The organism is Streptomyces sp. Ag109_O5-10 (assembly GCF_900105755.1).
In the GTDB taxonomy this organism is placed as follows: Bacteria; Actinomycetota; Actinomycetes; order Streptomycetales; family Streptomycetaceae; genus Streptomyces.
Map to the genome: position 1 here is coordinate 4,295,884 of NZ_FNTQ01000001.1, position 25,744 is coordinate 4,321,627.

The 25,744-nt window shown below is 70.8% G+C and carries 25 protein-coding genes; 10 read left to right on the top strand and 15 right to left on the bottom strand.

Annotated features, from left to right (window positions below; all coding sequences use genetic code 11):
• The first annotated feature begins 69 nt into the window (after nucleotides 1-69).
• Complete coding sequence (locus tag BLW82_RS19620; RefSeq protein ID WP_177233006.1) at nucleotides 70-864, top strand: SURF1 family protein; 795 nt, start codon at nucleotides 70-72, stop codon at nucleotides 862-864.
• Nucleotides 865-889: 25 nt separating this feature from the next.
• Here BLW82_RS19620 and BLW82_RS19625 read toward each other — a convergent pair whose 3' ends face one another.
• The 7 genes from BLW82_RS19625 to BLW82_RS19655 form a co-directional block, all read right to left on the bottom strand.
• Nucleotides 890-2,005, bottom strand: coding sequence for a hypothetical protein (locus BLW82_RS19625; protein ID WP_352090277.1), 1,116 nt, complete (start codon nucleotides 2,003-2,005; stop codon nucleotides 890-892).
• Nucleotides 2,006-2,124: 119 nt separating this feature from the next.
• Complete coding sequence (locus BLW82_RS19630; RefSeq protein WP_093500246.1) at nucleotides 2,125-2,802, bottom strand: SigE family RNA polymerase sigma factor; 678 nt, start codon at nucleotides 2,800-2,802, stop codon at nucleotides 2,125-2,127.
• Nucleotides 2,803-3,288: 486 nt separating this feature from the next.
• A complete protein-coding gene (locus BLW82_RS19635; protein WP_093500248.1) occupies nucleotides 3,289-4,368 on the bottom strand; it encodes an aspartate-semialdehyde dehydrogenase in 1,080 nt (359 codons plus the stop codon).
• Complete coding sequence (locus tag BLW82_RS19640; RefSeq protein ID WP_093500250.1) at nucleotides 4,365-5,636, bottom strand: aspartate kinase; 1,272 nt, start codon at nucleotides 5,634-5,636, stop codon at nucleotides 4,365-4,367. The genes BLW82_RS19635 and BLW82_RS19640 overlap by 4 nt, the downstream gene beginning before the upstream one ends.
• Before the next feature lie 328 nt (nucleotides 5,637-5,964).
• A complete protein-coding gene (locus tag BLW82_RS19645; protein ID WP_093500252.1) occupies nucleotides 5,965-6,630 on the bottom strand; it encodes a DUF5063 domain-containing protein in 666 nt (221 codons plus the stop codon).
• Nucleotides 6,623-7,222, bottom strand: coding sequence for a recombination mediator RecR (recR, locus tag BLW82_RS19650; protein WP_093500254.1), 600 nt, complete (start codon nucleotides 7,220-7,222; stop codon nucleotides 6,623-6,625). The genes BLW82_RS19645 and recR overlap by 8 nt, the downstream gene beginning before the upstream one ends.
• 93 nt (nucleotides 7,223-7,315) lie before the next feature.
• Entirely contained in the window at nucleotides 7,316-7,660 is a 345-nt protein-coding gene (locus tag BLW82_RS19655; protein WP_093500256.1) for a YbaB/EbfC family nucleoid-associated protein, read from the bottom strand.
• Nucleotides 7,661-7,966: 306 nt separating this feature from the next.
• On the opposite strand from BLW82_RS19655, the gene BLW82_RS19660 reads away from it, so the two are divergent.
• Both BLW82_RS19660 and BLW82_RS19665 read left to right on the top strand, forming a co-directional pair.
• Nucleotides 7,967-8,722 carry an SLATT domain-containing protein gene (locus BLW82_RS19660; protein WP_093500258.1) on the top strand — a complete coding sequence of 252 codons (756 nt, stop codon included), beginning with the start codon at nucleotides 7,967-7,969 and terminating at the stop codon, nucleotides 8,720-8,722.
• Nucleotides 8,723-8,988: 266 nt separating this feature from the next.
• Nucleotides 8,989-10,143, top strand: coding sequence for a Gfo/Idh/MocA family protein (locus tag BLW82_RS19665; RefSeq protein WP_093500260.1), 1,155 nt, complete (start codon nucleotides 8,989-8,991; stop codon nucleotides 10,141-10,143).
• Between the two features lie 151 nt (nucleotides 10,144-10,294).
• Here BLW82_RS19665 and BLW82_RS19675 read toward each other — a convergent pair whose 3' ends face one another.
• The gene (locus tag BLW82_RS19675) at nucleotides 10,295-12,082 is read right to left on the bottom strand and encodes a serine/threonine-protein kinase (protein ID WP_093500264.1); all 1,788 of its coding nucleotides are present in this window, start codon (nucleotides 12,080-12,082) and stop codon (nucleotides 10,295-10,297) included.
• A 209-nt stretch (nucleotides 12,083-12,291) separates the two neighbouring features.
• Here BLW82_RS19675 and BLW82_RS19680 point away from each other — a divergent pair, with 209 nt between their 5' ends.
• The 5 genes from BLW82_RS19680 (at nucleotide 12,292) to BLW82_RS19700 (ending at nucleotide 18,214) form a co-directional block, all read left to right on the top strand.
• Nucleotides 12,292-13,650 carry an aspartate aminotransferase family protein gene (locus BLW82_RS19680; protein WP_093500266.1) on the top strand — a complete coding sequence of 453 codons (1,359 nt, stop codon included), beginning with the start codon at nucleotides 12,292-12,294 and terminating at the stop codon, nucleotides 13,648-13,650.
• Between the two features lie 238 nt (nucleotides 13,651-13,888).
• Nucleotides 13,889-14,590 carry a GntR family transcriptional regulator gene (locus BLW82_RS19685; protein ID WP_093500268.1) on the top strand — a complete coding sequence of 234 codons (702 nt, stop codon included), beginning with the start codon at nucleotides 13,889-13,891 and terminating at the stop codon, nucleotides 14,588-14,590.
• A complete protein-coding gene (locus tag BLW82_RS19690; protein WP_093500270.1) occupies nucleotides 14,587-17,034 on the top strand; it encodes a dolichyl-phosphate beta-glucosyltransferase in 2,448 nt (815 codons plus the stop codon). Before BLW82_RS19685 ends, BLW82_RS19690 begins: the two co-directional genes overlap by 4 nt.
• Before the next feature lie 78 nt (nucleotides 17,035-17,112).
• Nucleotides 17,113-17,763: a hypothetical protein gene (locus BLW82_RS19695; RefSeq protein ID WP_093500271.1), complete on the top strand. Its 651-nt coding sequence runs from the start codon at nucleotides 17,113-17,115 to the stop codon at nucleotides 17,761-17,763.
• A 184-nt stretch (nucleotides 17,764-17,947) separates the two neighbouring features.
• Nucleotides 17,948-18,214 (top strand): hypothetical protein, encoded by a 267-nt coding sequence (locus BLW82_RS19700; protein WP_093500273.1) that lies wholly within the window; start codon nucleotides 17,948-17,950, stop codon nucleotides 18,212-18,214.
• Between the two features lie 103 nt (nucleotides 18,215-18,317).
• Here the strand turns inward: BLW82_RS19700 and BLW82_RS19705 are convergent, their stop codons facing one another.
• The 4 genes from BLW82_RS19705 to BLW82_RS19720 form a co-directional block, all read right to left on the bottom strand.
• Nucleotides 18,318-18,767, bottom strand: a complete 450-nt coding sequence (locus tag BLW82_RS19705; protein WP_093500275.1) for a PIN domain-containing protein — start codon at nucleotides 18,765-18,767, stop codon at nucleotides 18,318-18,320.
• Nucleotides 18,764-19,030, bottom strand: a complete 267-nt coding sequence (locus BLW82_RS19710) for a cupin domain-containing protein (protein ID WP_256215880.1) — start codon at nucleotides 19,028-19,030, stop codon at nucleotides 18,764-18,766. The genes BLW82_RS19705 and BLW82_RS19710 overlap by 4 nt, the downstream gene beginning before the upstream one ends.
• Before the next feature lie 75 nt (nucleotides 19,031-19,105).
• Nucleotides 19,106-19,429, bottom strand: coding sequence for a hypothetical protein (locus tag BLW82_RS19715; RefSeq protein ID WP_143063691.1), 324 nt, complete (start codon nucleotides 19,427-19,429; stop codon nucleotides 19,106-19,108).
• A 163-nt stretch (nucleotides 19,430-19,592) separates the two neighbouring features.
• Nucleotides 19,593-20,000, bottom strand: a complete 408-nt coding sequence (locus BLW82_RS19720; protein WP_093500281.1) for a hypothetical protein — start codon at nucleotides 19,998-20,000, stop codon at nucleotides 19,593-19,595.
• A gap of 115 nt (nucleotides 20,001-20,115) precedes the next feature.
• Here BLW82_RS19720 and BLW82_RS19725 point away from each other — a divergent pair, with 115 nt between their 5' ends.
• Together BLW82_RS19725 and BLW82_RS19730 are read left to right on the top strand one after the other, a co-directional pair.
• Entirely contained in the window at nucleotides 20,116-20,967 is an 852-nt protein-coding gene (locus BLW82_RS19725; protein ID WP_371131355.1) for a helix-turn-helix domain-containing protein, read from the top strand.
• On the top strand, nucleotides 20,964-21,200 hold the full coding sequence (locus tag BLW82_RS19730) for a DUF397 domain-containing protein (protein WP_093500283.1): 237 nt from the start codon (nucleotides 20,964-20,966) through the stop codon (nucleotides 21,198-21,200). The genes BLW82_RS19725 and BLW82_RS19730 overlap by 4 nt, the downstream gene beginning before the upstream one ends.
• Before the next feature lie 159 nt (nucleotides 21,201-21,359).
• Here BLW82_RS19730 and BLW82_RS19735 read toward each other — a convergent pair whose 3' ends face one another.
• From BLW82_RS19735 to BLW82_RS19745, 3 genes are all read right to left on the bottom strand, one after another.
• Nucleotides 21,360-21,662, bottom strand: coding sequence for a hypothetical protein (locus tag BLW82_RS19735; protein ID WP_143063692.1), 303 nt, complete (start codon nucleotides 21,660-21,662; stop codon nucleotides 21,360-21,362).
• Nucleotides 21,663-22,293: 631 nt separating this feature from the next.
• Entirely contained in the window at nucleotides 22,294-24,126 is a 1,833-nt protein-coding gene (locus BLW82_RS19740; RefSeq protein ID WP_093500287.1) for a bifunctional metallophosphatase/5'-nucleotidase, read from the bottom strand.
• A 163-nt stretch (nucleotides 24,127-24,289) separates the two neighbouring features.
• A complete protein-coding gene (locus BLW82_RS19745) occupies nucleotides 24,290-25,573 on the bottom strand; it encodes an adenylosuccinate synthase (RefSeq protein ID WP_093500289.1) in 1,284 nt (427 codons plus the stop codon).
• Nucleotides 25,574-25,744: the final 171 nt, after the last annotated feature.

A 25,744-nucleotide genomic window follows, 5' to 3' on the forward strand; every position in this document is an offset into this window, starting at 1 on the left:
CCGCGCACCCGTCTCCACGCGCCCACCCCGCCCGTAAACCGTCATGAACCGCCCCGTACCGTGGACGGCGTGTACCGCTTTCTGCTGACACCCCGTTGGTGGGGCATCAACGTCTTCGTGCTGCTCGCCATCCCGTTCTGCGTCTTCATGGGGTCGTGGCAGCTGAGCCGTTTCGAGGCACGGGTAGAAGCGCACCGCAGCGCCGACGCGCAGGTCGAGACGGCGAAGACCGAGGCTGCCCGGCCGCTGGCCGACCTGCTGCCCGTCGACCAGTCGACCTCCGGCAAGCGGGCCACCGTCACCGGCCGGTACGCCAAGCAGCTGCTGGTGCCCGACCGCCAGGTCGACGGCAAGAACGGCTTCTACGTCCTGACCCTGCTGCGCACCGACTCAGGCAAGGCGCTGCCCGTCGTGCGCGGCTGGCTGCCCGGCAAGGCGGACGCCGCCGAGGTGCCGGCCCCGCCCGCCGGCGAGGTCACCGTCACCGGCGCGCTGCAGGCCTCCGAGACGCCGGGGGACAACGGCGTCAGCAACCAGGGCGGCCTGCCGTCCGGGCAGACGGCGGCGATCAGCGCGGCCTCACTCGTGAACCTGGTGCCCTACCCGGTGTACGACGCGTGGATCACCCTGGAGAAGGCCGACTCGGGGATGACGGCCGTACCGGCGACCGCGCCGGACAACTCGGGGCTCGACCTGAAGGCGTTCCAGAACCTCGGCTACACCGGTGAGTGGTTCGTCTTCGCGGGGTTCGTGGTGTTCATGTGGTTCCGGCTGCTGCGCCGCGAGGCGGAGTTCGCCCGGGACGCGGCGCTCGGCCTGGTCCCGGACCCGGAAGAGGAAGCCCAGCAACCGACCGCCGTATGACGACGGCCGCCGCCGGTCCCGCCGGTCACTGGGCCGCCAGTACCCCGGTCCAGTAGACCGTCCCCGCACAGGCGTTCGTCACCGTCGCCGAGCCGGTCGGGGACCCGGCCTGCGGGGTGTACGAGACCGCGACGCTCCCGTCGGCGGTGGCGCCGTCCTCGGTGAGCAGCTGGGTGGTGGTGCCGTCCGACCCGGCGGTGGTCGTACCCGCGCTGCTGCTGGCGCCGTCGGTGGGGCTCGGGGAGGCGGTGGAGCCGCCGGTGCCGCCGGTGTCGCTGGAGCCGCCGGTGCTGGAGCCGCTGGTCGGGCAGGTCGCCGAGGGGACGAAGCCGAACTTCTCCTCGTAGGCGGCGCCGGGGGCCAGGATCAGGCCGGTGAGCTCGGTGGTCGGGTCGGGCAGCCCGGCCGCCGCGTCGCCGGCGACGTGCCGGGCGGCGGCGATCTTGGTGGCGTCGGCCGCTCCCTGCGCGAGGACGCCCACGGTGCCGGGGCCGCCGACGGTACAGCTCGTCGTCGAGACGTTGACGACGCGGAAGGTGCCGTAGACGACGCCCGTCGAGTCGGGGGCGCCGACGGTGGAGGACGGGGTGCCGAGCTGGGCCGAGGTGCAGACGGGGGCGCTGCTGGCGGCGCCGGCGGTGGGGACGACCTTGGTGCCGGAGACGGCTCCGGTGCTCTCGCCCTTGCCGCCGCCCTTGGTGCCGCCGGGGCTCTGGCCGGTGGCCTGGCCGCCGGTGCCGCCCGAGGTGCTGGTGCCGCCGTCGGGGTTCTTGCCGCCGGTGGCACCGCCCTGCGCCTGGGAGGCCTGGCCGGCGATGGAGGTGTTGGGGTCGATGGCGCCGGAGTGGGAGACGTGCACGAGGGCGGGGACCGCGGTGCCGATGAACAGGGCCGCGGCCGCCATGCCGACGGCGGCCTGCCGCTTGCGGGCCCGGCGGGCGGGCACCGCGCGGCGCAGGTGGTCGAGGCTGCCGTCGCGCGGGGCGAGGTCGTCGACCGCGGAGTGCAGGAGCCGGCGCAGGGCCAGCTCGTCCGTGTCGAGCCCGTCCAGGGTCTCAGGGCCGTCGGCACCGGCCCCGAAGCCGGGGCCGAGCCCGCTCCGGAGCCCTTCGGGGCCCTTGTCGTCGGGGCCGTCGTTCACAGTTCCGTTCCCAGCGTGCGATTGCGTGTGCTCATGCTCGTGGTGCCGTTCCGGTGTCGGCTCGTGCCAGGCGTAGGGCTCGTGGCGATCATGCGAGTCGCCTCCTCGGGGGCTGTCCGTCATGCCGCCGACTCCATCGCCACCCGCAGCGCCGCGATGCCGCGCGAGCCGTACGCCTTCACCGAGCCCAGCGAGATACCGAGCGTCTCGGCGACCTGGGCCTCGGTCATGTCGGCGAAGTAGCGCAGGACGAGGACCTCGCGCTGACGGCGCTGCAGGCCCTTCATCGCCTTGATCAGGTCGCGCCGCTCCAGCTGGTCGTAGGCGCCCTCCTCGGCGCTGGCGGCGTCCGGCATCGGCTTGGAGAGGAGCTTGAGGCCGAGGATGCGGCGGCGCAGCGCGGAGCGGGAGAGGTTGACGACGGTCTGGCGCAGGTAGGCCAGGGTCTTCTCCGGGTCGCGGACGCGTTTGCGGGCGGAGTGGACGCGGATGAACGCCTCCTGGACGACGTCCTCGCAGGAGGCGGTGTCGTCGAGGAGGAGCGCGGCGAGGCCGAGGAGTGACCGGTAGTGCGCCCGGTAGGTCTCGGTGAGGTGGTCGACGGTGGTACCGGCCGCCGCCGTCGCCTCCTCGGCGCCGTCGCGCTGGCTGGGTATGCGGGTGGGCCGCGCTGCGGGCATGGGCGCGATCACCGGCATGCCGCCGGGCGCGCCGGGCACGCGGGGGCGCAGACCGGCGCGGGGCGGCCGTAGGGCCGTCGCGCCGCCGGGCGCACTGAGTTCGAGTACCTCTGCCACGCAAGTTGGACACGTCTACCCCCGGTGGGGTTGTACGTGCCGGGCATCACTTTTGCGTCGGACGTTCCGGACGGGCGCATGCCGGGGCCGCCGGGTGGGCCGGCCGGCGCGTTCGGTACCGTTCCGCGCGCGTCCGGCAGCACACTCGACGGTATGTCAATTGCCGTCATGCGTCCCGCTCTTCCCTTATGTCCCATGATGAACGGACGTCCCCACGCCCCGATCACGGCGTCCCCACGCCAGGATCATGCGTCCCCGCGCCCCAAAGCCCGCTTGCGTAAGCGCCCGGTAAGTGGACGACCGCAAAGACGCTCCCCGCCGCCCGCATGGTTGCGGAGGACGGGGAGGAAAATCTTCGAACGCGGACGGGTCCCGGTTCAAGAGGTTTGGACCATGCTCCGGGACACATTTCTTACGCGGATCCTACCTGTGGGCCCGCTCCCACCCAGGGTGCCACCCGGGCCGTTTGCCGTGGTCACCGTGTGTTCACGCGGAATCCGCCCCACCTGAACGGCCGGTCAGTTCCGCCGCCACCAGCTCGGCGATCTGCGCGGTGTTCAGGGCGGCCCCTTTGCGAAGGTTGTCCCCGCACACGAAGAGCTCCAGCGCGGTCGGGTCGTCGAGCGCCCGCCGCACCCGGCCGACCCAGGTCGGGTCGGTGCCCACCACGTCGGCGGGCGTCGGGAACTCCCCGGCGGCCGGGTTGTCGAAGAGGACCACCCCCGGAGCCGTGTCCAGGATCTCCCGGGCCCCGTCGACCGTCACCGCGCCCTGGAACTTGGCGTGCACCGTCAGGGAGTGCGTGGTGACCACCGGCACCCGCACGCACGTCACCGCGACCGGCAGCTTCGGCAGCCCGAGGATCTTGCGGGACTCGTCCCGCACCTTCATCTCCTCCGACGACCAGCCGTCCTCCCGCAGCGATCCGGCCCACGGTACGACGTTGAGCGCGACCGGCTCCGGGAACGGCCCGGTCAGGTCCCCGACCGCGCGCCGTACGTCACCGGGCTTGGTGCCCAGCTCGGTACCGGCGACCATGGACAGCTGGGCCCGCAGCGTCTCCACGCCGGCCCGCCCGGCCCCGCTCACCGCCTGGTACGACGACACCACCAGCTCGCGCAGCCCGAACTCGGCGTGCAGCGCGCCCAGGGCGACGATCATCGACAGGGTGGTGCAGTTGGGGTTGGCGATGATCCCGCGCGGCCGGTTGCGGGCGCAGTGCGGATTGACCTCGGGGACGACCAGCGGCACCTCGGGGTCCATCCGGAAGGCCCCGGAGTTGTCCACCACGACCACGCCCCTGGCCGCGGCGACCGGCGCCCAGCGCGCGGACACCTCGTCGGGCACGTCGAACATCGCGACGTCGATGCCGTCGAAGGCCTTCTCCGACAGTGCGACGACCTCGACCTCGACCCCGCGCACGGCCAGCTTGCGGCCGGCCGAGCGCGGGGTGGCGATCAGGCGGATCTCGCCCCAGACGTCCGCCCGCTGGGACAGGATCTGGAGCATCACCGTGCCGACGGCCCCGGTCGCACCGACGACCGCGAGCGCCGGCTTGCCGGTCATCGGCCGGTGCCCCCGTAGACGACGGCCTCGTCGGTGTCGGAGTCGAGACCGAAGGCGGTGTGCACGGCGCGCACGGCCTCCGGCACGTCGTCGGCCCGGGTGACGACCGAGATGCGGATCTCCGAGGTCGAGATCAGCTCGATGTTGACCCCGGCGTCGCTGAGCGCCTCGAAGAACGACGCGGTGACCCCCGGGTTGGTCTTCATGCCCGCGCCGACCAGCGAGATCTTGCCGATCTGGTCGTCGTAGCGCAGCGAGTCGAAGCCGATGCCCGACCGGTTGCGCTCCAGCGCGTCGATGGCCTTGCGGCCCTCGGTCTTCGGGAGCGTGAAGGAGATGTCCGTCAGGCCGGTGGCGGCGGCGGACACGTTCTGCACGACCATGTCGATGTTGATCTGGGCATCGGCGATGGTCCGGAAGATGGCGGCGGCCTCGCCCGGCTTGTCGGGCACCCCGACGACCGTGACCTTGGCCTCGGAGGTGTCGTGCGCGACACCGGAGATGATGGCCTGCTCCACCTTCTTGTCCCCAATCGGCTTGCTGCTGACCCACGTGCCCTGCAGTCCGCTGAAGCTGGACCGGACGTGGATCGGGATGTTGTAGCGGCGGGCGTACTCCACACAGCGGTGGAGGAGCACCTTGGAACCGGAGGCGGCGAGCTCCAGCATGTCCTCGAAGGAGATCCAGTCGATCTTCCGCGCCTTCGTCACCACGCGCGGGTCGGCGGTGAACACACCGTCGACGTCGGTGTAGATCTCGCAGACCTCGGCGTCCAGCGCGGCGGCGAGGGCCACGGCGGTCGTGTCGGACCCGCCGCGCCCCAGCGTGGTGATGTCCTTCTTGTCCGCGCTGACGCCCTGGAACCCGGCCACGATCGCGATGTTGCCCTCGTCGAGCGCCGTCCTGATCCGCCCCGGCGTGACGTCGATGATCCGGGCTTTGTTGTGGACCGAGTCGGTGATGACGCCTGCCTGGCTGCCGGTGAACGACTGGGCCTCGTGGCCCAGGTTTTTGATCGCCATGGCCAGCAGTGCCATGGAGATACGCTCTCCGGCGGTCAGCAGCATGTCGAACTCACGCCCGGCAGGCATCGGGGATACCTGCTCGGCGAGATCGATCAGCTCGTCCGTCGTGTCGCCCATCGCGGAAACAACGACAACCACCTGGTTGCCGTTCTTCTTCGCTTCCACGATTCGCTTGGCGACGCGCTTGATGCCCTCGGCATCGGCAACGGAGGAGCCTCCGTACTTCTGCACGACAAGGCCCACGTGCGCTCCTCGCTCGGTTTGTTGTGTCGGCTCAGTTTAACGAGCGTCCGAATTCCACCGGCCTGCTCCCGCATGGTGAGACCGCGGGACCTCGCCGCTCGCGACCGGAACCTGCCCAGCGGGCAGCAGCCCACGCGAGAAGTGCCCTGCCTCACACTGACCTTCGCACGGGGTTCCGGGAGCCGGACCCGGGTCGTCGGCCGGCCGGCACGGGGTTCGCGCCAGCGCCGGGTCCGCCCGGCCGCGCTGGTCGCCCTGTGCGCGGCGGCGGCCGCCCGGCCCCGAGGGCCTGTCCCGAGCCCGCGGGCCCGTCGGGAGCCCGGCGGACCTACTTGGCGGAGGACCGCACGCCCAGCGAGCCGCCGATCTCCTGCTGCATGACCTGGCCCGCCTCGAACTCCAGGGTTTCGTCGCCCATGGTGGCCTGGTCGGTGTCGAGGCCGTCCAGTTCCTCCAGGGGCTGGTTGAGGCGGACGTGGATCAGGACGGACTGCAGGGCGCGCAGCACCGCGGAGGCGGTGGGGCCCCAGTTGGAGAAGTAGGAGAACTGCCACCACCACAGGGCCTCCGTGGTGCGGCCCGCGCGGTAGTGGGCCATGCCGTGGCGGAGGTCGGTGATGATGTCGGCCAGGTCGTCCGAGATCCGGGCCGGGACGGGCGCCTTGCGGGGTTCGTACGGGTCGAAGACCTCGGAGTAGACGTCGACGGGCTCGAGGAGGCGTCCGAAGTTCTCGCGGAGCTGGTCGACGTCCGGCTCCGGACCCGGGTCCGGCTCGTAGCGTTCGTCGGGAACGATGTCCTCGTGCGCGCCGAGACGGCCGCCGGCCAGCAGCAGCTGGGAGACCTCCAGGAGGAGGAAGGGGACCGCCGAGTCCGGCTCGTCGCCCTTCGACACCTCCATCACGGCCACCAGGAAGCTCTCCACCTGGTCGGCGATCTGGACCACGAAGTCGTCGGGGTTCTGCGCGGTCGCGTGCAGCGTGGCGTCAGACATCTAGGAGTCGTCTCCCCTCGAAGGCGCGGCCGAGCGTGACCTCGTCCGCGTATTCCAGGTCGCCACCCACCGGGAGGCCGCTGGCCAGGCGGGTGACCTTCAGGCCCATGGGTTTGATCATGCGGGCGAGGTAGGTGGCGGTCGCCTCGCCCTCCAGGTTCGGGTCCGTGGCGAGGATCAGCTCGGTCACCGTGCCGTCGGCCAGGCGGGCCAGCAGCTCCCTTATCCGCAGGTCGTCGGGGCCGACGCCCTCGATCGGGCTGATCGCGCCGCCGAGCACGTGGTACCGGCCGCGGAACTCACGCGTGCGCTCGATCGCGACGACGTCCTTCGGCTCCTCCACCACACAGATCACCGTCGGGTCGCGGCGGGTGTCGCGGCAGATGTTGCACAGTTCCTCCTGTGCCACGTTGCCGCAGGTCGCGCAGAAGCGGACCTTCGCCTTCACCTCCAGGAGGGCCTGCGCGAGACGCCGTACGTCCGTCGGCTCCGCCTGCAGGATGTGGAAGGCGATCCGCTGCGCGCTCTTCGGACCGACGCCGGGCAACCGCCCCAGCTCGTCGATGAGGTCCTGGACCACGCCTTCGTACAACGGACTGCCCTTCCTGGAGTCTTTCGGTACGTACCGTAGTTGGCTGCCGCCCGTCCTAGGAAGGCGGTGCGGGTGTCGTGCGGACGACGAACATCAGAACGGCAGGCCGGGGATGCCGCTGCCGCCGCCCAGACCCTGCGCCAGCGGGCCGAGCTTCTGCTGCTGGAGCGCCTGGGCGTTCTCGTTGGCCGCCTGGACCGCCGCGACGACCAGGTCGGCGAGGGTCTCGGTGTCCTCCGGGTCCACCGCCTTCGGGTCGATCTTCAGCGCGCGCAGCTCGCCGGAACCGGTCACGGTGGCCCGTACCAGGCCGCCGCCGGCCTGTCCTTCGACCTCCGTGCCCGCCAGCTCCTCCTGGGCTCGTGCCAGGTCCTGCTGCATCTTCTGGGCCTGCTGGAGCAGCTGCTGCATGTTGGGCTGGCCACCACCGGGGATCACGATCAGCTCCTGGGTCGGGGTCCGGATTTTCTCTGTTGTGGATGAGCCTACGTGGTTGACGCAGCCATCGCCCCGCCACTCTTTCGAGTGAGATTCCAGGCGGCCCTATACCTGATCAAGACCCACTTCCGGGCGGAAAAGAGGCGAAAGGACAGCCTTCGCCACCCATTGGGCGGTAGGAAGGGTTCCCGTCGTCAGCATCCATTGTCAGGTCCAGTGCCAGGTCGACTGTGGGGACCGGTTGCGGTTCCGGTGTCGCGGACGTGACCGGTCGGGATCGGTTCGGGATCAGTTAGGGAGTACCGGGTGGGTCAGCCGGAGATGCAGCCCGAGGGACTGCCTCAGGACGGGCGGGGCGGCGAGGGTGCGGCCGGACTGCGGCCGGGCGATCTGACCGGGCGGGCCTTCCCGCTCGGGGACTGGGGTGAGCCGGCCGAGCGGCTCGACGAGCTGTACCGGTGGGTGGAGCGCGGCGCGCTGGAGACCGCCCGGTGGTATCTGGCGGACCGGGTCTGGAAGCGGCGCGGAGCGCGGGCGCTGCGGTGCGGGGCGGCGGTGGGGGCGACGCTCGGGGCGGCGCTGCCGCTCCTCGACCTCACCGGGGTGGTGGGCGGGGTCGCGCCGTGGGGATATCTCGCGCTGCTGCTGGCGGTGTCCTGCGTCGGCGTCGACCGGTTCTTCGGGGTGACGTCCGGATGGATAAGGGACATGGCGACCGCGCAGGCCGTGCAGCGGCGGTTGCAGGTGCTGCAGTTCGACTGGGCGTCGGAGAGCGTGCGGGAGGTGCTGGGTCCGGCGGAGGGCACGGCGAGCGAGGCGGCCGAGCGGTGCCTCGCGGTGCTGCGGAGGTTCTCGGAGGACGTGACCGAGCTGGTCCGTACGGAGACGGCCGACTGGATGGTGGAGTTCCGGACGGGTCCTGCGCCGCTGGGCATGCAGGCGACGGTGACGGCGGGGCCGCGGGCCGATGCGGGGCATCTGAACGGACGGTTTCCGCTGCCACCGGGGCCGAACGGGGCCCGGCCGAACATGCCCAGGCAGCGGCCGCCGGAGCCGCGGTGAGGGGGCCGCGGGAGGGGCGCGGTGAGGGGGCGCGGTGAGGGGGCGCGGTGAGGGAGCCGCGGGAGGGGGTGCGCGTGGTCGGTTCGGTGCGGCACCGTGGGGGCGGCCGCGTAGTTCCCCGCGCCCCTGACGGGGCGCTGTAGCGGGCGGCGCCACGGAGGCGGCGCACCCACCCTTGTCCGGACGCCCGAATGTCTTGACATTTCTGGAAGCGGCGCCGCATCGTGAGCACGCAGGCTCTGGACGGTCCAAGGAGGGGCAGCCCCATGGTGCGTACGCTCGGCGTCGCCGTCGTCGGATTCGGCTGGATGGGGCGGGTGCACTCGCAGGCCTATCAGCGGGTGGGACACCACTTCCCGCAGCTGGGCGTGCGGCCCGAGCTGGTGGCCGTGGCCGAGGAGGTGCCGGGGCGGGCGGAGGAGGCCGCGGCGCAGTTCGGGTTCACGTCCACCACCCGGGACTGGCGTGAGGTCGCCGCCGACCCGCGGGTGGCCGCCGTGAGCATCACCGCGCCCAACTTCCTGCACCGTGAGATCGGCGTCGCCATGGCGGAGGCCGGCAAGCACATATGGATCGAGAAGCCGGTCGGGCTGACCGCCGAGGACGCCCGCGCGGTGGCGGAGGCGGTGGTGAAGGCCGGGGTGCGGGGAACGGTCGGCTTCAACTACCGCAACGCCCCCGCCGTCGCGTACGCCCGCGAACTGATCTCCTCCGGTGAGCTGGGGAGCGTCACACACGTCCGCGTCCGGCTGTTCAGCGACTACGCCGCGCACCCCGACGGCGCCCTGACCTGGCGGTACGAACGGGCACGCGGCGGCGGGGGCGTCCTCGGCGACCTCGCCTCGCACGGCGTCGACCTGGCCCGCTTCCTGCTCGGCGACATCGAGTCGCTGGTCGCCGACACCGCCGTGTTCATCCCGCAGCGCGCCCGGCCCACCCGCGCCACGGCCGGCCACACCCTCGCCACCGGCGGCGAGCTGGGCCCGGTCGAGAACGAGGACTACGTCAACTGCCTGCTCCGCTTCGCCTCGGGCGCCCGCGGCGTCCTGGAGGCCGGCCGGGTCTCGGTCGGCGAGCAGAACAACTACGGCTTCGAGGTGCACGGCACCAAGGGCGCCGTCTTCTGGGACTACCGGCGGATGGGCGAGCTGGGCGTCGGCCACGGCACCGCCTACCAGGACCAGCCCGTCTCCACGGTCTTCGTCGGCCCCGGCCACGGCGAGTACGGCGCCTTCCAGCCCGGCGCCGCCAACGCCATGGGCTACGACGACCTGAAGGTGATCGAGGCCCGCAACTTCCTGCGGTCCGTCACCGAGGGCACCTCCTACGGCCCGACCCTGGAGGACGCCGTGCACAGCGCCACCGTCCTCGACGCGATGAGCCGCTCGGCCGCGCAGCGGACGTGGGTGAACCTCGGCTGACCCGGGCGGGCGGCGCGCTTCAGGCGCAGGGTCACGTGCCCACCGGCGGGTGGCAGGGCACGTGCCCGTACGAGCGGATCACGTCCTCGCCGTTCCCCTTCACGCCGTACGACGGGAAACCCGACGCCGGCGAGGTGGAGCCGGCGGCAGTTCACTCCTTGCTGTAGGTCAGGCTGTCGTTGCCGTCCTTCGTCTCGCGCTTCAGCTTGCCGCCCGGCAGCAGGGTCACCTCGGTGGCCTCCCCGGCGGTGCACGACGACCGGGGCTTGCCCGCCGTGACCGTGGAGGGGCCGATCTCCAGCGGGCCGTCCGAGCCGGGCTTCCCGGCGAGCTTCGCCGCGAACTCGCAGTGGTAGCCGGGTCCGTCCGCGACCAGGGTGAGGACCGTGTCACCCACGGTGCCCTGGCGGATGCTCAGTTCGCGGGTGTTGTGGCCGGTGTCGTTGTCTATCGAGGTGGCCCAGGAGCCGAGGAAGCCGCTCGGGACGGTGCCCTCGGGGGCGGCCGAGGAGGAGGGCGACCGGGTGGGCGTCGGCTCCGCGGCGGTGGTCGGGGCGGTGTTCGAGGCGGCGGAGGTGGTGCCGCCGCCCGCCTTGGCGTCCGTGCCGTCGTCGCCGCCGCTGTTCATGAGCGCGTAGACGGAGCCGCCCGCGGCCAGCAGCACGATCAGGGCGACGGTGACGAGGAGCGCGGTGGAGCGGGTGGTGCGGCGGGGCTCGTCGGCGGGGAGGGGGTCGTACAGCGGGGGCGGGGGGACGGGCGGATGGACCCGGGTGGGTTCGGGGGCGGCCTCGCTGTAGGGGTTGTCCTGGGTGTACGGGTTGTACGGCGAGGACTGCGGGTGCTGGTGGGGTTGGTTCGGGTAGCCGTAGGCCGGGTGCGCGGGGGCGTGTTCGGGGGACGGCGCGCCGGGTGCCGGCTGCGGGCGGGTGGGGGCCGGGCGCGCGGTTCCCCGCGCCCCCGGGTCCGCCGACCCCCGCGTCTCGTGACGAGTCACCCCTTGCAGCGCCCCGTGGCCCGTCGGGTCCTCCACCTCCAGCAGTTCGACGGCGTGGCGGCCGAGCTGGGCCACCAGGGCGCCCGGCAGCCACGGGTCCCTGGAGCGGCCCTCCCAGACCGTGTCGCCCGCTCCCGTCCGGGCCAGGATCGCGTCCAGGGACGGACGGGCCGCCGGGTCCTTGCGCAGGCAGTCGCGGACCACGTCGGCGATGTCCTCGGGAAGGCCGGACAGGTCGGGGTCCTCCTGGGCGATCCGGAACATCAGGGCGTGCGGGCCACCCTCCGTGGCCTCGAAGGGCAGCCGGCCGGTGGCCGCGTAGGCGAGCACCGAGCCGAGGCAGAAGATGTCGCAGGCCGGAGTGATGCGGTCGCCGCGCACCTGCTCGGGAGCCATGAACCCGGGCGAGCCGAGGAGCGAGCCGGTCTGGGTGAGCCGCTCGCCGGGCAGCGTCTCCAGCGCCCGCGCGATGCCGAAGTCGATGACCCGCGGCCCCTCTATGGTGAGCATCACGTTGGACGGCTTGAGGTCCCGGTGCACGATCCCGGCCGTGTGGATGTTGCCCAGCGCGTGCGCGAGCCCGGCGGCGAGGATGCGCACCGACCGCTCGGGCAGCGGCCCGTGGTCGTGCTCGACGACCCGCTGCAGGCTCGGCCCGGCGACATAGCCGGTGGCCACCCAGGGCACGGCGGCCTCGGTGTCGGCGTCGAGCACGGGCGCGGTCCAGAACCCGCCGACCCGCTGCGCGTTGCGGACCTCCTGCCGGAAGCGCGCCCGGAACTCCTCGTGTTCGGCGAGCTCGGACCGCACCAGCTTCACGGCGACGGTACGGCCCCGCTCCGACCGGGCGAGGTACACGTGCCCCATCCCGCCCGCGCCCAGGCGTGCCAGCAGCCGGTAGCTCCCGATGTGCTGCGGATCCCCCGGCCCCAGCTTCTCCATGGCAGATCCGCCCCTCGCTCACACTTGTGATCGAGCCGAGAATAATGCGGACCTTCCGGGGATCGCGCGACGCCATGTCTACGGTTACGTAACAGGGACCGGCCGCGGGCCGTGTCCCCAGGCTGTGGACAGTCTGTCGCGGAATGCCCCCGACCACGGAACAGGTCGCCGATACCGCTCCCCCACCGGCCGCTCCTACGCTCCCCCGCATGACCCCTCAGCCCAGTCCCCAGGCCGGCGCCGCCGTGAAGGCGGCCGACCGTGCGCATGTCTTCCACTCCTGGTCCGCGCAGGACCTCATCGACCCGCTTGCCGTGGCCGGCGCCGAGGGGTCGTACTTCTGGGACTACGACGGCCGGCGCTACCTGGACTTCACCAGCGGGCTCGTCTTCACCAACGTCGGGTACCAGCACCCGAAGATCGTCGCCGCGATCCAGGAGCAGGCCGCGAGGATGACGACCTTCGCGCCCGCCTTCGCCGTCGAGGCGCGGTCGGAGGCGGCCCGGCTGATCGCCGAGCGCACGCCGGGCGACCTGGACAAGATCTTCTTCACCAACGGCGGCGCGGACGCCGTCGAGCACGCGGTGCGCATGGCCCGGCTGCACACGGGCCGCCCGAAGGTGCTGTCCGCCTACCGCTCCTACCACGGCGGCACCCAGCAGGCGATCAACCTCACCGGCGACCCGCGCCGCTGGGCCTCCGACGGTGCCGCCGCCGGGGTCGTGCACTTCTGGGCGCCCTTCCTCTACCGGTCCCGTTTCTACGCGGAGACCGAGGAGCAGGAGACCGCGCGGGCGCTGGAGCACCTGGAGACGACCATCGCCTTCGAGGGGCCGGGCACGGTCGCGGCCATCGTGCTGGAGACCATTCCTGGCACCGCCGGGATCATGGTGCCGCCGGCCGGGTACCTGGCCGGTGTCCGGGAGCTCTGCGACAAGTACGGGATCGTCTTCGTCCTGGACGAGGTCATGGCCGGGTTCGGGCGGACCGGTGAGTGGTTCGCCGCCGACCTGTTCGGGGTCGTCCCCGACCTGATGACCTTCGCCAAGGGCGTGAACAGCGGGTACGTGCCGCTCGGCGGGGTGGCCATCGGCCAGAAGATCGCCGAGACCTTCGGCAAGCGGCCCTACCCGGGCGGGCTGACCTACTCCGGGCATCCACTGGCCTGCGCCGCCGCCGTCGCCACCATCGGGGTGATGGCGGAGGAGGGGGTCGTCGAGAACGCGAAGCGGCTGGGGGCCGAAGTCGTGGGCCCCGCGCTGGCCGCGCTCGCCGAGCGGCACCCGTGCGTCGGCGAGGTCCGCGGGGTCGGCATGTTCTGGGCACTCGACCTGGTGAAGAGCCGGGAGACCCGGGAGCCGCTGGTGCCCTACAACGCGGCCGGGGAGGCGAACGCGGCGATGGCCGCGTTCGGGGCGGCGGCGAAGGAGCACGGGCTGTGGCCCTTCGTGAACATGAACCGGACGCATGTCGTGCCGCCGTGCAACGTGAGTGAGGCGGAGCTGAAGGAAGGGTTCGCCGCGCTGGACGCCGCGCTGAGCGTGGCCGACAGGTTCACGGTGGCTTGAGCCCGGGGTTTCGGCCGACGGCCGGTGGGGGCTGATCGCGCAGTTCCCCGCGCCCCTGACGGGGCGCTGTAGCGGGCGCTTCTCACAGACGACCCACAGGCGCCGCAGAAAGGACCCACGGGTAGCTTCGCGGACACGGAAGGAGTACTCGCGGAACCCGAACGCGTAAGGTGGCGTGCTCGTACATGTACGTGTAAGCGAGCACGTCACCCGAACGCGTGAGGAGAGGCACCCCACGATGCCCGGCAACGGCGCTGTGACCCGCAGTACCCTGCGCCAGCAGATCGCGGACGCGCTCCGTGACGAGGTGCTCGCCGGGCGGCTCCAGCCGGGCCGGGAGTTCACGGTCAAGGAGATCGCCGAGCAGTACGGGGTCTCCGCCACGCCGGTCCGCGAGGCGCTGGTCGACCTGTCCGCGCAGGGCATCCTCGACGCCGACCAGCACCGCGGCTTCCGGGTGCCGGAGTACACGATCACCGACTACCGGGACATGATCGAGGCCCGCAGCCTGGTCACCGACGGCATGTTCCAGGCCCTCGCCGACGGCCTCCACCCCGCCTTCAAGGATCCCGAGGAGCCCCGGGTCGCCGCCGCCCTGGCCGCGGTCCGGCGGCGCGGCGAGGAGGCGCAGCGCGCCGCGGCCGCCGGTGACCTGACCGTCCTCATCGGCTACGACCTCCGCTTCTGGCGCGAGCTGTCCGCCCTCTTCGGCAACCCCTACCTCGCCGACTTCCTGCACCGCCTGCGCGTGCAGTCCTGGGTGTGCGCGGTGTGGCATCTGCGCCGGCTGCCCGATCTACGCGGGTATCTGTGGTCCCGGCACACCGAGTTGGTCGACGCGCTGTCCCGCCGCGACACAGGGGCGGCCCGGGGGATCGTCGCCGCGTACAACACGCACTCCCTCGCCCTGATCGAGCGACTGGCGGAGAAGAACGGATGACCGCGCCCACGAAGACCAGGGAGGGCGAGGACAGGGAGACCGTCGACCTCTCCGTCGTCATCCCGGCGTACAACGAGGAGGAGCGGCTCGGCCCGACCCTCGACGCCGTCACCCGTTACCTCGCCGACAACGAGAGCCGCTTCGGTTCCTGGGAAGTGATCGTCTCCGACGACGGCTCGACGGACGGGACCCGCGAGGTCGCGGCCTTGAGGCATCCGCGGGTCCTGCTGGTCGCCGCCGACCGCAACCGGGGCAAGGGCAGTGCCCTGCGCCTGGGCGTGGCCGCGAGCGCCGGCAGCCGTGTGCTGGTCACCGACGCCGACCTCGCGGCGCCGATCGAGGAGCTGGAGCGGCTGGACAAGGCGCTCAGCGAGGGCGCCGCGGCGGCGATCGGTTCGCGGGCGGTGCCGGGCGCGGAGATAGCCGCCCACCAGCACCGGCTGCGCGAGCTGCTCGGCCGTGCCGGGAACCTGCTGATACGCGCCACCGCCGTGCCGGGCCTCAGGGACACCCAGTGCGGGTTCAAGCTCTTCGACGGCGAACTCGCCCGCGAGGCCTTCGCCGGTTCCCGGCTCGACGGCTGGGGCATCGACGTGGAGGTCCTCCAGCACCTGCACCGCGCCGGCCACCCGGTCACCGAGGTCCCGGTCCGCTGGAGCCACCAGACCGGCTCGAAGGTGGGCCCGCTGGACTACCCGAGGGTCCTCGCCGACCTGGCCCGGCTGCGGCTGCGCCGCCTCCGCCCGGCCGACCTCCTGGTCCCGGCCCTCTTCCTCGCCCTCTCCGTCGCCCTCTACTCGGGCCGCTTCTTCGACCCGGACCACCGCTACCTCACCGACTCCATCCAGGACCAGAACCAGTGGGAGTGGTTCTTCGCGGTGACCGCGGACAACCTCGCGCACCTGCGCAACCCGCTCTTCTCCGACTTCCAGAACTTCCCCGACGGCGTCAACCTCATGGCCAACACGGTCATGCTGGGCCTGTCGGTCCCGTTCGCCCCGCTGACCCTCGTGGCCGGGCCCGCCGTCTCGCTCTCCGTCTGCATGGCGGTGGGGCTCGCCGCGACCGCCGTCGCCTGGTACTGGCTGATCGTGAAGCGGGCGGTGCGGCACCGGGGTGCCGCGTTCGTCGGCGCGGCCCTCGCGGCCTTCGCGCCGCCGATGGTCAGCCACGCCAACGCGCACCCCAACTTCGTGATCCTGTTCATGATCCCGCTGATCATCGACCGCGCCCTGCGCCTCGCCGAGGGCGCCCGGGTGCGGCGGGACGGGATCGTGCTCGGCCTGATGGCGGCCTACCAGGTGTTCCTGGGCGAGGAGCCGTTCCTGCTGGCGGCCCTGGGCATGACCCTGTTCGCCCTCGCCTACGCCGCCGTACGTCCGTCGGTGGCGCGGGAGGCCTGGCGCCCGCTGGCCAAGGGCCTGCTGATCGCCGGGACGGTCTGCCTCCCCCTGGTCGCCTTCCCGCTGTACTGGCAGTTCACGGGCCCGCAGAGCTACCACAGCGTCCTGCACGGCGACAACGCGGGAAACAGCCCCCTCTCCCTCCTCGGCTTCGCCGAGCGCTCGATGCTCTTCGGCGACGCGGCCCGCGCCAACGAGCTCTCCCTCAACCCCACCGAGCAGAACGCCTTCTACGGCTGGCCGTTGGTCCTGGTCGCCTTCGGGATCGTCGTACGGCTGTGGGAGCGACCGCTGGTCAAGGCGCTGGCGTTCACGTCCGTCGCCGCGGCCGTGCTGTCCATGGGTCCGAAGATCCGCATCCCGCTGACGGAGACGGTGTATCCGGGGCCCTGGGCACTGGTGCGCAAGTTCCCGCTCTTCGAGTCCGTCATCGAGGGCCGGGTGGCGATGATCTGCGCCCCCGCGCTGGGCGTCCTGCTCGCACTCGCCCTGGAGAGGATCCTCGCCACCCACCGCGTCGGCGCCCAGTACTTCGGCCTGCTCGCCGTCGCCATGGCACTGCTCCCGATCGTCCCCGCCCCGCTGAAGTCCGAGCCGCGGGAGGCGGTCCCCGAGTTCATCAGCAGCGGGATGTGGAAGTCGTACCTGGGCAAGGACGAGTCCCTCGTCCCCCTCCCGCTCCCGGATCCCGGCTACGCGGAGGCCCTGCACTGGCAGACCAGCGCCCAGCTCGGCTTCAAGCTCCCGGGCGGCTACTTCAACGGCCCCTACGGCGCCGACCGCGTCGGCATCTACGGCGCCGTACCGCGCTTCACCTCCAGCATGCTGCGGGACGTCCGCTACGGCGGGAAGGTCCCGGTGATCGGGAAGAACTGGCGGGCACAGGCCAAGAAGGACTTCGCCTACTGGAAGGCGGGGGTCCTGGTGGTCGCCCCGCAACCCAATGACGGGAAACTACGACAGGCGGTGGAGGCCCTGACCGGAAAACCCGGTAAGTGGACCGGTGGGGTCTGGGTATGGGACCTGCACGGGGGGAGCTGACCGGCGCCGCACGGACTACTCTTCCCTGACCACCTAGCTGAGCACTTGCTGTGAACGCCCTGATATGAGGAGCCCTCTTTGGCCTGTGACCTCTGGCTGGTACCGCTCGTCGACGTGTTGTGCCACACCCCCGACAATCCGTTCGCCGAGGAACTCGCGCAATACAACAAGGTGCTCGCCGAGGCCGGGCTGCCCCCGGTGCCGGTGTACCAGTACATGCCGGGCCTGTCCGGCGAGGTCGCACCCGTGGCCGGCTTCGACTACGACGCCCTCCATTTCCTCCGCCGCGCCTACCTCCTCCAGGTCTGCGGTCTGCCCGTCTCCCCCGTGGACGACCTCGGCGGCGACTACGAGCAGCTCCTGGAGATGTTCGAGTCGACGGCCCAGCAGTCGCACCTCGTCTGGCACTACGACCACGCGGGCGCCTACGTCCCGGTCGACTTCCCGAGCCCGCTCTCCAGCGACGAACTCCTCGCCAGCGGCGGCCCGCTGGGCTCCTCCCACGCCCTGCTGCGCGAGCTGGAGTACGTCGCCCCGTCGATCGGCATCGACCCGGCGAACCCCCCGGCCCCGCCGCAACCCCCGGCCGCCCCCACCGACTTGGAGGAGCCGGCGGTCCCCGCCCCCTACGACCCGAGCCCGTTCGCGCGGGAACGGCACGTGTGGCTGGGCCTGCACGCGGCGGCGACCCGCAGCCTGGCTCAGGGGTCGATGATCGTCTTCAGCTGACGGCCGATCACGCTGACGCCGGATCACACTGACGATCGATCACGCTGACGACCGGTCACCCGACTGCAGCTGCCCCCGTATGGCTCCTCCGAAGAGCGCGCCCACAGATGTCGATCTAGGCTCCGAAATGAGCGCTTATCAGATCGTATGTCCGCGCGCTCCCATTCGGCTCAAGGAGGAGAACATGCGCAAGCTCCACAAGGCAGCCGCCGTGATCGCCATCATCGGCGGCGTCGGCTTCCTGGGCACCGTCCCGGCCACCGCCCTGCCGGCGCAGCAGCACGCGTACGGCGGTCACGGCGGCGGCTGCCGATCCCACGACCTGAACCTCGACGTCCTTGGCGAGGTGGGCATCCTCAACGGCGCCCTCAGCAACCTCATCAACGGCGAGGGCAGCCCCGGCGCCCAGATCACCGACATGGGTTCCGACTGCGGCCACGGCGGCTGGTAGGCACCACTGAACCGGCCATGAGCCGCGTGTTCATCTCTGTGTGAGTGAAAAAGGCTCCGGACCGTCCTCGGTCCGGAGCCTTGGGGTGTCGTCGGGACCGTGGTCAGCCCTGCTCGACGATCCGGATGGTGCGGATGCCCGTGCCCCGGTACCGCATCGGGGTCCTGGTCAGGACCGGACGGCCACGCGGCCACTCGACGGTCGGCAGAGCAAGGTGCAGCACGTGGGCACCGCTCCAGTCCGGCTCGTCCTTCCCGTCCTCCGACGACTCACCGTTCGCGGCCCTCAGCCGCTTCCCCACAGCCGTGGCCGCCGCGAAGTCGAGCCCTTCGATGTTGACGGACGGCAGCGCACCGACGTGCTCCGCGACCCCGGCCCGCTCCCGCTCCGCCGCGGCCAGGCTCACCGCGGGGATGTAGACCCGCAGCGCGGCGTCCTTCTCCGCCTCCACGACCAGGCGGGAGGCCATGCCGTTACCGGCACCGAGCGCCAGGGCCGCCGTGTCGTCGAAGATGACGGCGCGCGGCAGCGGGTACCGCTCCCTCTCGGTCACTGGACCTCCCCGATACGTCCGGACTCGATGTCGGCCCACAGTTCTTCGCCGGCTTTCTCGTCCTCTTCCGTGTAGGGCCTGCCGAGGAAGTGCTCCTCGACGTAGGCCCTGGTCTCCTCGTACCGCTTGCGCAGCTCTTCCTTGGTGGGTGTGGCTCCGGCCAGCTCCGCCACGAGGTCCCGCATGCTCAGTCCGCGTTCCCGGGCGAGCTCCTGGAGGCGGTCACGGACGGCGGGGTCGACCTTGATCGTGGTGTCAGCCATGAAGACAGTATACCGTCGGTATACCACCTCGGGGCGTACGAGTGTGACAGTCAACGGCGTTCCCTTCCCTGCTTCCTAAGCCGCCGCAGGGCGAACTTTTTGCATTTCACCCGCCGGTGTCGCAGATTCGTACGGCCTCTCGAACACCTCGCAGACCGTCGCGTACTGCCGGGTCACCGGGTCCCGCGACACCACCCGCCGCAGATACCGCCGTTCCTCCAGCTCACGCAGGGAGGCGACGATCGACATGCACCCTTCCCGCCGCCGCTCGGCGAGAATGCGCTCCGTGATCCAGGCCCCGTTGGGCAGCCCCAAGAGGTACGCCAGTACGCCCGCCGCTCCCCAGGACAGGCGTCGGTCCCCGAAACGGGAGCGGGCAAGAGCTGCGAAGGCGCGCACGGGCGCCATACGATGAACGCGCATCCGGAGTTGCACTCTCCCGGTGTCGAGCCCCCGGGTGTTGGCGCACCGCGGGGGCAATCTGTTGATCGTGACTCTAGGGCCCCGCAAAGCGCGGCACGCAAGCCGCAAGCCCCTTTTCCTGCGCCTTTGTTGACGTTTTTCACTCCGAGGAGTGAAGCGCGGAGCGCAGCAACCGCGTGTGCACGAAACGGCCGTGCGCGGAGGGCCGGTAGCGCCACGACAACGGCCAGGTCATGTCGTCCAGCGCGGGAATCGGGATGTACGACACCCGGGCCGGAACGGCGGTCAGTCTCGTCACCTCCGCAGGCCAGGGCAGGTGGTCCGTGCTCCCGGCCGGCACCAGGAAGTACACACACCGCCGCCCGCTCGCGACCTCGATGACGGGACCGGGGTCACCCCCGGTCAGCTCCGCGAGCCGGTCGGCGAGCCGCCGCCCCCACTCCCCGTCGTCCACGCGCACGGCGTCGAACTGGACACCGGCTTTGCGGAGTTGCACGCCGGAGGCCGGGAGCCAGCCGAGGTTTGACTGGTCACTTTCCGTGTTCATGGAATCAGTGTCGGCAACTGCGGCTACCGTCGCCATAACTCAGAGTCAAGAGCAGCAAACTCTGGGAATTCGGGGTCCGGTGGTTGTGACCGGTTGAGTTCGGTTGAGTTCGGGGGTGACCGCAATGGCGCGGGCTGAGAACAAGACGGAGGCGGGCAGCACGGCGCAACTCCTGGCCGCCCTCGCGAAGGCCTTCCGCGAGCAGCAGGAACTGACGCAGGAGGAGTTGGGCAAACGCATCGGCTATACCGGGTCCGCGATCAGCGCGATGGAGACGGGAGCGCAGCCGGCCAGCGACAAGATGCTCGCCAAGCTGGAGGAGGCGATCGGCGGCGGGCTGGGGATCTTCGAGAAGGCACGCAGGTTCGTGCTGCTGGACAAGTATCCGGCCCAGTTCAAGAACTTCGCATTGGTGGAGCAGGAGGCGGTGACGCTGTCGTCGTACCAGACGTTCGTGGTCGACGGTCTGTTCCAGACGCCGGAGTACGCGCGGGCACTGATCGGCGGGGGCTTCCCGAAGTTGCCGGAGGAGAAGGTGGAGGAGCTGGTCGAGGCGCGGGTGGCTCGGCGGGCGTTGTTCGAGCGGGTGGACCCGGCGGCGATGATCGAGCTGATCCTGGAGGAGTCGGTGTTGCGACGGCCGTTCGGGAGCTGGGAGGTGTTGCGCGACCAATTGCGGTCGCTTGCAGAGGACGCTGAGCGGGACAATGTGAGCGTCCAAGTGCTACCGACGGAACGGGGCCTGAGGACCGGTCACGCGGGCGCCCGCGGAGACATGCAGCTGGTGGAGACCAAGGAGCACCACCGCCTGGTCTACATGGAGATCGAGGACGAAAGTGTGCTGGTCAGCGATCCCACAAAGGTCGCTCGCCTCACCCACCGGTATGCGAAGATCCGAACCCAGGCGCTGAGCTCGGATGACTCGCTGAGCCTCATCCGAAAGTTGGCAGGAGAAGAGCTGACATGACGAGCACCCTGCGTTGGTTCAAGTCGAGCTACAGCAACGACAGCGGCGGCCAATGCGTCGAAACCGCCTACACCTGGCGCAAGTCCTCCCACAGCGACGGCGGCGGGAACTGCCTCGAAATATCCCCCTGCCCCCGCACCATCCACATCCGCGACTCCAAGGCCGCCCCCGACGGCCCCCACCTCACCGTCTCCCCGGCCGCCTGGGCCGCGTTCCTGCGGTCGGCCGGGTGAGTGCCCGCGCTTCCGTGGACGCCGACGCCGTGAGGACCTCGATCCCGGGCTGCTGCTGCGGGTACCCCCGGCCGAAGGCTGGGGGAGGAACTGCGCGGCCGGTCACCACGGCGCCGCAGACGATCGGCGGCGCGCGTCCCGGCACTTCCGGCGAAGCGTCTACCCGAAGACGGTGAACAGGGCCAGCGCGGGCCCGGCCGTGTACACGAGCACGCCCGCGGCCAAGGCGGTCCACGGCCGCCGGGCCTGCACCGCCCCGAGCACGACCGTGACCACCGCGGCGGCCAGCGTGACCCACGGCCCCAACATCGCCACCAGCACCCATGCGCCCGAGTCGTCGCAGAACCGCGCTGTTCCGGCCGAAGTGCCGCAGCTGTCACCGGCGAAGGCCATGCCGAAGAACAGCAGCCCGTTGACGGCGACGGCGACCGCGAGCAGCAGTCCGGCCACGACGGCGAACACCGCCCGCACGGGACGGGGCGACGGGAACGGGGGACCGTACGGAGGCGGCGGCGGGTAAGGGGGCGGCGGAAGGCTCATGCCCCCATCTCACCCCCGTCGGCGTCGTCCCCGCCTGAGTACGGCTACTCGGTTTCCGGTGCTCCTGCCGCGGCCGAAGAGGCGCCACCGGCGGTTCTGAGGCTTTCGGCGACTGGGCTTGGCCAGACCGCCGTTGGGCGGGAAGGGTGATGGGTCGGGGCACGGTGGGCGTGTCCCGACGAGAGGGTCAGGGGCAGCGGTGACGAAGGCTCGTGCCACGGCGGCGGCGTTGGCGCTCGTGATGGCCGGTGTATCCCTCGTCTCGGCGTGCGACTGAGGCGGTGGTGCCCCGGAGCCGACGTCCGTCACCTCGGCCGCGCCCACCACCCCCACGGCCGACCCGCACCCCGTCGCGACCGGCGACTACGACTTCCGTTCGTACTGCACCAGGGAAGTGGCCGGAACAACGCTGTCCGGCCGGCCGGCGTACCGGGGCTCGACAAGTGGAACCTGTCGATTTCCCGGCTGACCGGCGCGGTGCTCACCCCACGGCGAACAAGAAACGGCGGCCCCACACGAGGTGGGACCGCCACAAACCCGCGGCAGGCGAACGCTAGAAGACGGGGGTGCCACCCTGGGTCAGCTTCCAGTTGGTGGCCGCGAAGGCCGACGGGTCGATGGTGCCCTTGGCCGTGGCGTAGGCGACCATCAGGTCGCGGACCTGGTTGGTGGAGCTGTAGGCGATCTCGGCGGCGGCGATGTGCGGGTAGCCGGAGCCGCCGTTGGCGCGGTAGTTGTTGACGGCGACGACGAAGACCTGGTCGTCGGCGACCGCGGTGCCGTTGTAGGTGAGGTTCTTGATGCGGGAGCCCTCGGCGGCCGCGATGTCGATCTCGTAGTCGACGCCGGCCGCCATGTCGTACATGTAGTCCCAGAAGCTGTTGGCGTTGGTGAGGGTGGCGGTGTCCACCGCCGTGCCGGCCGGCACCTGGTGGTAGTACTTCGCCGCGTACTCCAGGTAGTCCTTGAGCTGAGCGCCGGTGAGCTTCTTGCCGTACAGGGTGTTCTCGTAGACGTACAGGCCCGCCACGTCGCGGATCGTCACGTCACCGGCCGGGATGGTGGCCGTACGGCTGAAGCACGCGGCCACCGAGATCAGCGGGAGCGCGGCGTCGGCCGCCGAGAGGCCCGCCTTCACCGCGTCCATCTGGACCTGCTGGATGAAGTCGATGGCGGGGACGTCCTTCCAGCAGGCCTCCGCCGTCGACATCGCCGCGGTACAGGTGCCGATCGCGGTGTTGACGTACTTGACGACCAGGTTGTGGTCGGCGGTGAGGAGTTCGGTGATCCGCGGGTCCTCGGCGACCGTGTTGCTGTTCAGGGTGGTCGCGGTCTTCTTCGTGATCTTCCAGGAGTGGTTCACCAGCTCCAGCTCGAAGTCGAAGCGGGAGAGGCGGTAGCCGTAGCAGTACGGCTCGGAGAGGAGGACGTCCTCGCCGGTCTCCGCGTTCTTCACCGTGTACGTCGGGACGTCGACGTGGGTGTGGCCGACGAGGATCGCGTCGATGCCGGGGACCTGCTCGGCGACCAGGTTCGACGCGTTCTCCACGTAGGGGAGTTCGTCGCCCCACGAGGTCGAGCCGTCCAGGCCCGAGTGGTCGGTGAGGAAGACGACGTCGCAGCCGAGGGCGCGCAGCCGCGGCACGTACTTCTTCGCCTGCTCGACCAGGCCCGTGAAGGCCATCTTCCCGGAGACGTTGTCCTTGTCCCACAGGGCGATGCCCGGGTTGGTGAGGCCGAGGATGCCGACCTTGATGTCGGGGCCGTGCGGGACCTTGATGTGCTTGACGGTGTAGGGCCGGAAGGCGGGCTTGAGCGTCTTGGCGTCCAGGGCGTTGGCACCGAGCAGCGGGAAGTCGCACTGCTTCTCGAAGGTGCGGACCATCTCGATGCCGTAGTTGAACTCGTGGTTGCCGAGGGCCGCCGCGTCGTAGCGCATCTCGTTCATGGCGACCGCCATGGGGTGCTTGGGGCCGCGCTTGCCGTTCTTGCCGGTGATCGGGTCGACGCTCGCGTAGTAGGAGGCGAGCGAGGTGCCCTGGATGATGTCGCCGGCGTCGACGAGGAGGACCCGGTCCGCGCCCTGCTCCTTGCGGATGTTCTTCACCAGGGTGGCGATGCGGGCGATGCCGTAGGTGTTGCCCTTGGAGTCCACGGGCGCCGCGTTGGTGTAGTAGTCCCAGTTGAAGACGTGGCTGTGCAGGTCGGTGGTGCCCAGGATGGAGAAGCTCCAGGTCTTGGGCGCCTTCGGGGGCTTGGGCCGGCCGTGGCCGGCCTCGGCGGCCTGGGCGGTGCCGGTACCGACCGTTCCCGCGACGGCCACGGCGGCGCCGGTGACGGCCGACTTCTGCACGAACTCACGGCGGTTCATGGGATTGACGGGCATTCAGTGCTCCTGGAAGGGCGGAGAGGACGAGTGTGGCGGGCGGGAGGCGGCGGGCTACCCGCGTAGATGCTGACCGTCGCCCGTTACCGGCGTAACCACGGAAAGCCCAAGGGCCGGTCAAGGATTCCCAAGACCGGCCCAAGTGGACGCGCGTACACATGACTTACAGGAACGAGTTGATCTCGATCGTCTCGTCCCGGCCCGGGCCCACACCGATCGCGGAGATCGGGGCGCCGGACATCTCCTCCAGCGCCTTGACGTAGTTCTGGGCGTTCTTCGGCAGGTCCGAGAAGGACTTGGCCTTGGTGATGTCCTCGGACCAGCCCGGCAGGTTCTCGTAGACCGGCTTCGCGTGGTGGAAGTCGGTCTGGGAGTACGGGAGTTCCTCGACGCGCTTGCCGTCGATCTCGTACGCGACGCAGACCGGGATCTGCTCCCAGCCGGTGAGCACGTCGAGCTTGGTGAGGAAGAAGTCGGTCAGGCCGTTCACGCGGGTCGCGTAGCGGGCGATGACGGCGTCGAACCAGCCACAGCGGCGGTCCCGGCCGGTGGTCACACCGCGCTCGCCGCCAATCCGGCGCAGCGCCTCGCCGTCCGCGTCGAAGAGCTCGGTCGGGAACGGGCCGGCGCCGACGCGGGTCGTGTACGCCTTGAGGATGCCGATGACCCGGCTGATCTTCGTCGGGCCGACACCGGAGCCGGTGCAGGCACCGCCCGCGGTCGGGTTCGAGGAGGTCACGAACGGATACGTGCCGTGGTCGATGTCGAGGAGCGTGCCCTGCCCGCCCTCGAAGAGGACGACCTTGTCCTCCTCCAGGGCCTGGTTGAGCACCAGGACCGTGTCGGCGACGTACGGAGCGAGCTTCTCCGCGTAGCCCAGCAGCTCCTCGACGACCTGCTCGACGGCGATCGCGCGCCGGTTGTAGAGCTTGGTCAGCATCTGGTTCTTGGCGTCGAGGGCCGCCTCGACCTTCTGGGTCAGGATCGACTCGTCGTAGAGGTCCTGGACCCGGATGCCGACCCGGTTGATCTTGTCGGCGTAGGTCGGGCCGATGCCGCGCCCCGTCGTACCGATCTTGCGCTTGCCGAGGAAGCGTTCCGTCACCTTGTCGACGGTCACGTTGTACGGCGTGATGATGTGCGCGTTACCGCTGATGAGGAGCTTGGACGTGTCGACGCCACGCTCGTTCAGACCGCTCAGCTCGGAGAGCAGGACCGACGGGTCGACGACGACACCGTTGCCGATGACCGGGACACACGTGGGCGAGAGGATTCCGGAAGGGAGGAGGTGGAGCGCATACTTCTGGTCGCCGACGACGACCGTGTGGCCGGCGTTGTTGCCACCCTGGTATCGCACCACGTAGTCGACGGAGCCGCCCAGCAGATCCGTCGCCTTTCCCTTGCCTTCGTCACCCCACTGAGCACCGAGCAGCACAAGTGCGGGCACGCGCGTACACCCCTTCCGGGCGGGGCATGTCCAAGGTCAGGGGCGTACGCGTAAGGTTCGTCGCCGCGTACCACCGCGACCGTCGTTGGCCGCACAACCGTCGGACCGGATGCCCCGGAATAGACGAAGCCCCTGGCGCAATAGCGCAAGGGGCTCTTGCACAGTGATGCT

What these genes read in the sequence shown, in the direction of transcription:
- BLW82_RS19665 (WP_093500260.1), top strand. Translation starts at nt 8,989, where the DNA reads ATGGTGCGTACGCTCGGCGTCGCCGTCGTCGGATTCGGCTGGATGGGG.
- BLW82_RS19690 (WP_093500270.1), top strand. Translation starts at nt 14,587, where the DNA reads ATGACCGCGCCCACGAAGACCAGGGAGGGCGAGGACAGGGAGACCGTC.
- BLW82_RS19710 (WP_256215880.1), bottom strand. Translation starts at nt 19,030, where the DNA reads ATGGCTGACACCACGATCAAGGTCGACCCCGCCGTCCGTGACCGCCTC.
- BLW82_RS19675 (WP_093500264.1), bottom strand. Translation starts at nt 12,082, where the DNA reads ATGGAGAAGCTGGGGCCGGGGGATCCGCAGCACATCGGGAGCTACCGG.
- BLW82_RS19740 (WP_093500287.1), bottom strand. Translation starts at nt 24,126, where the DNA reads ATGCCCGTCAATCCCATGAACCGCCGTGAGTTCGTGCAGAAGTCGGCC.
- BLW82_RS19700 (WP_093500273.1), top strand. Translation starts at nt 17,948, where the DNA reads ATGCGCAAGCTCCACAAGGCAGCCGCCGTGATCGCCATCATCGGCGGC.
- BLW82_RS19685 (WP_093500268.1), top strand. Translation starts at nt 13,889, where the DNA reads ATGCCCGGCAACGGCGCTGTGACCCGCAGTACCCTGCGCCAGCAGATC.
- BLW82_RS19730 (WP_093500283.1), top strand. Translation starts at nt 20,964, where the DNA reads ATGACGAGCACCCTGCGTTGGTTCAAGTCGAGCTACAGCAACGACAGC.
- BLW82_RS19680 (WP_093500266.1), top strand. Translation starts at nt 12,292, where the DNA reads ATGACCCCTCAGCCCAGTCCCCAGGCCGGCGCCGCCGTGAAGGCGGCC.
- BLW82_RS19635 (WP_093500248.1), bottom strand. Translation starts at nt 4,368, where the DNA reads ATGACCGGCAAGCCGGCGCTCGCGGTCGTCGGTGCGACCGGGGCCGTC.
- BLW82_RS19720 (WP_093500281.1), bottom strand. Translation starts at nt 20,000, where the DNA reads ATGAACACGGAAAGTGACCAGTCAAACCTCGGCTGGCTCCCGGCCTCC.
- BLW82_RS19645 (WP_093500252.1), bottom strand. Translation starts at nt 6,630, where the DNA reads ATGTCTGACGCCACGCTGCACGCGACCGCGCAGAACCCCGACGACTTC.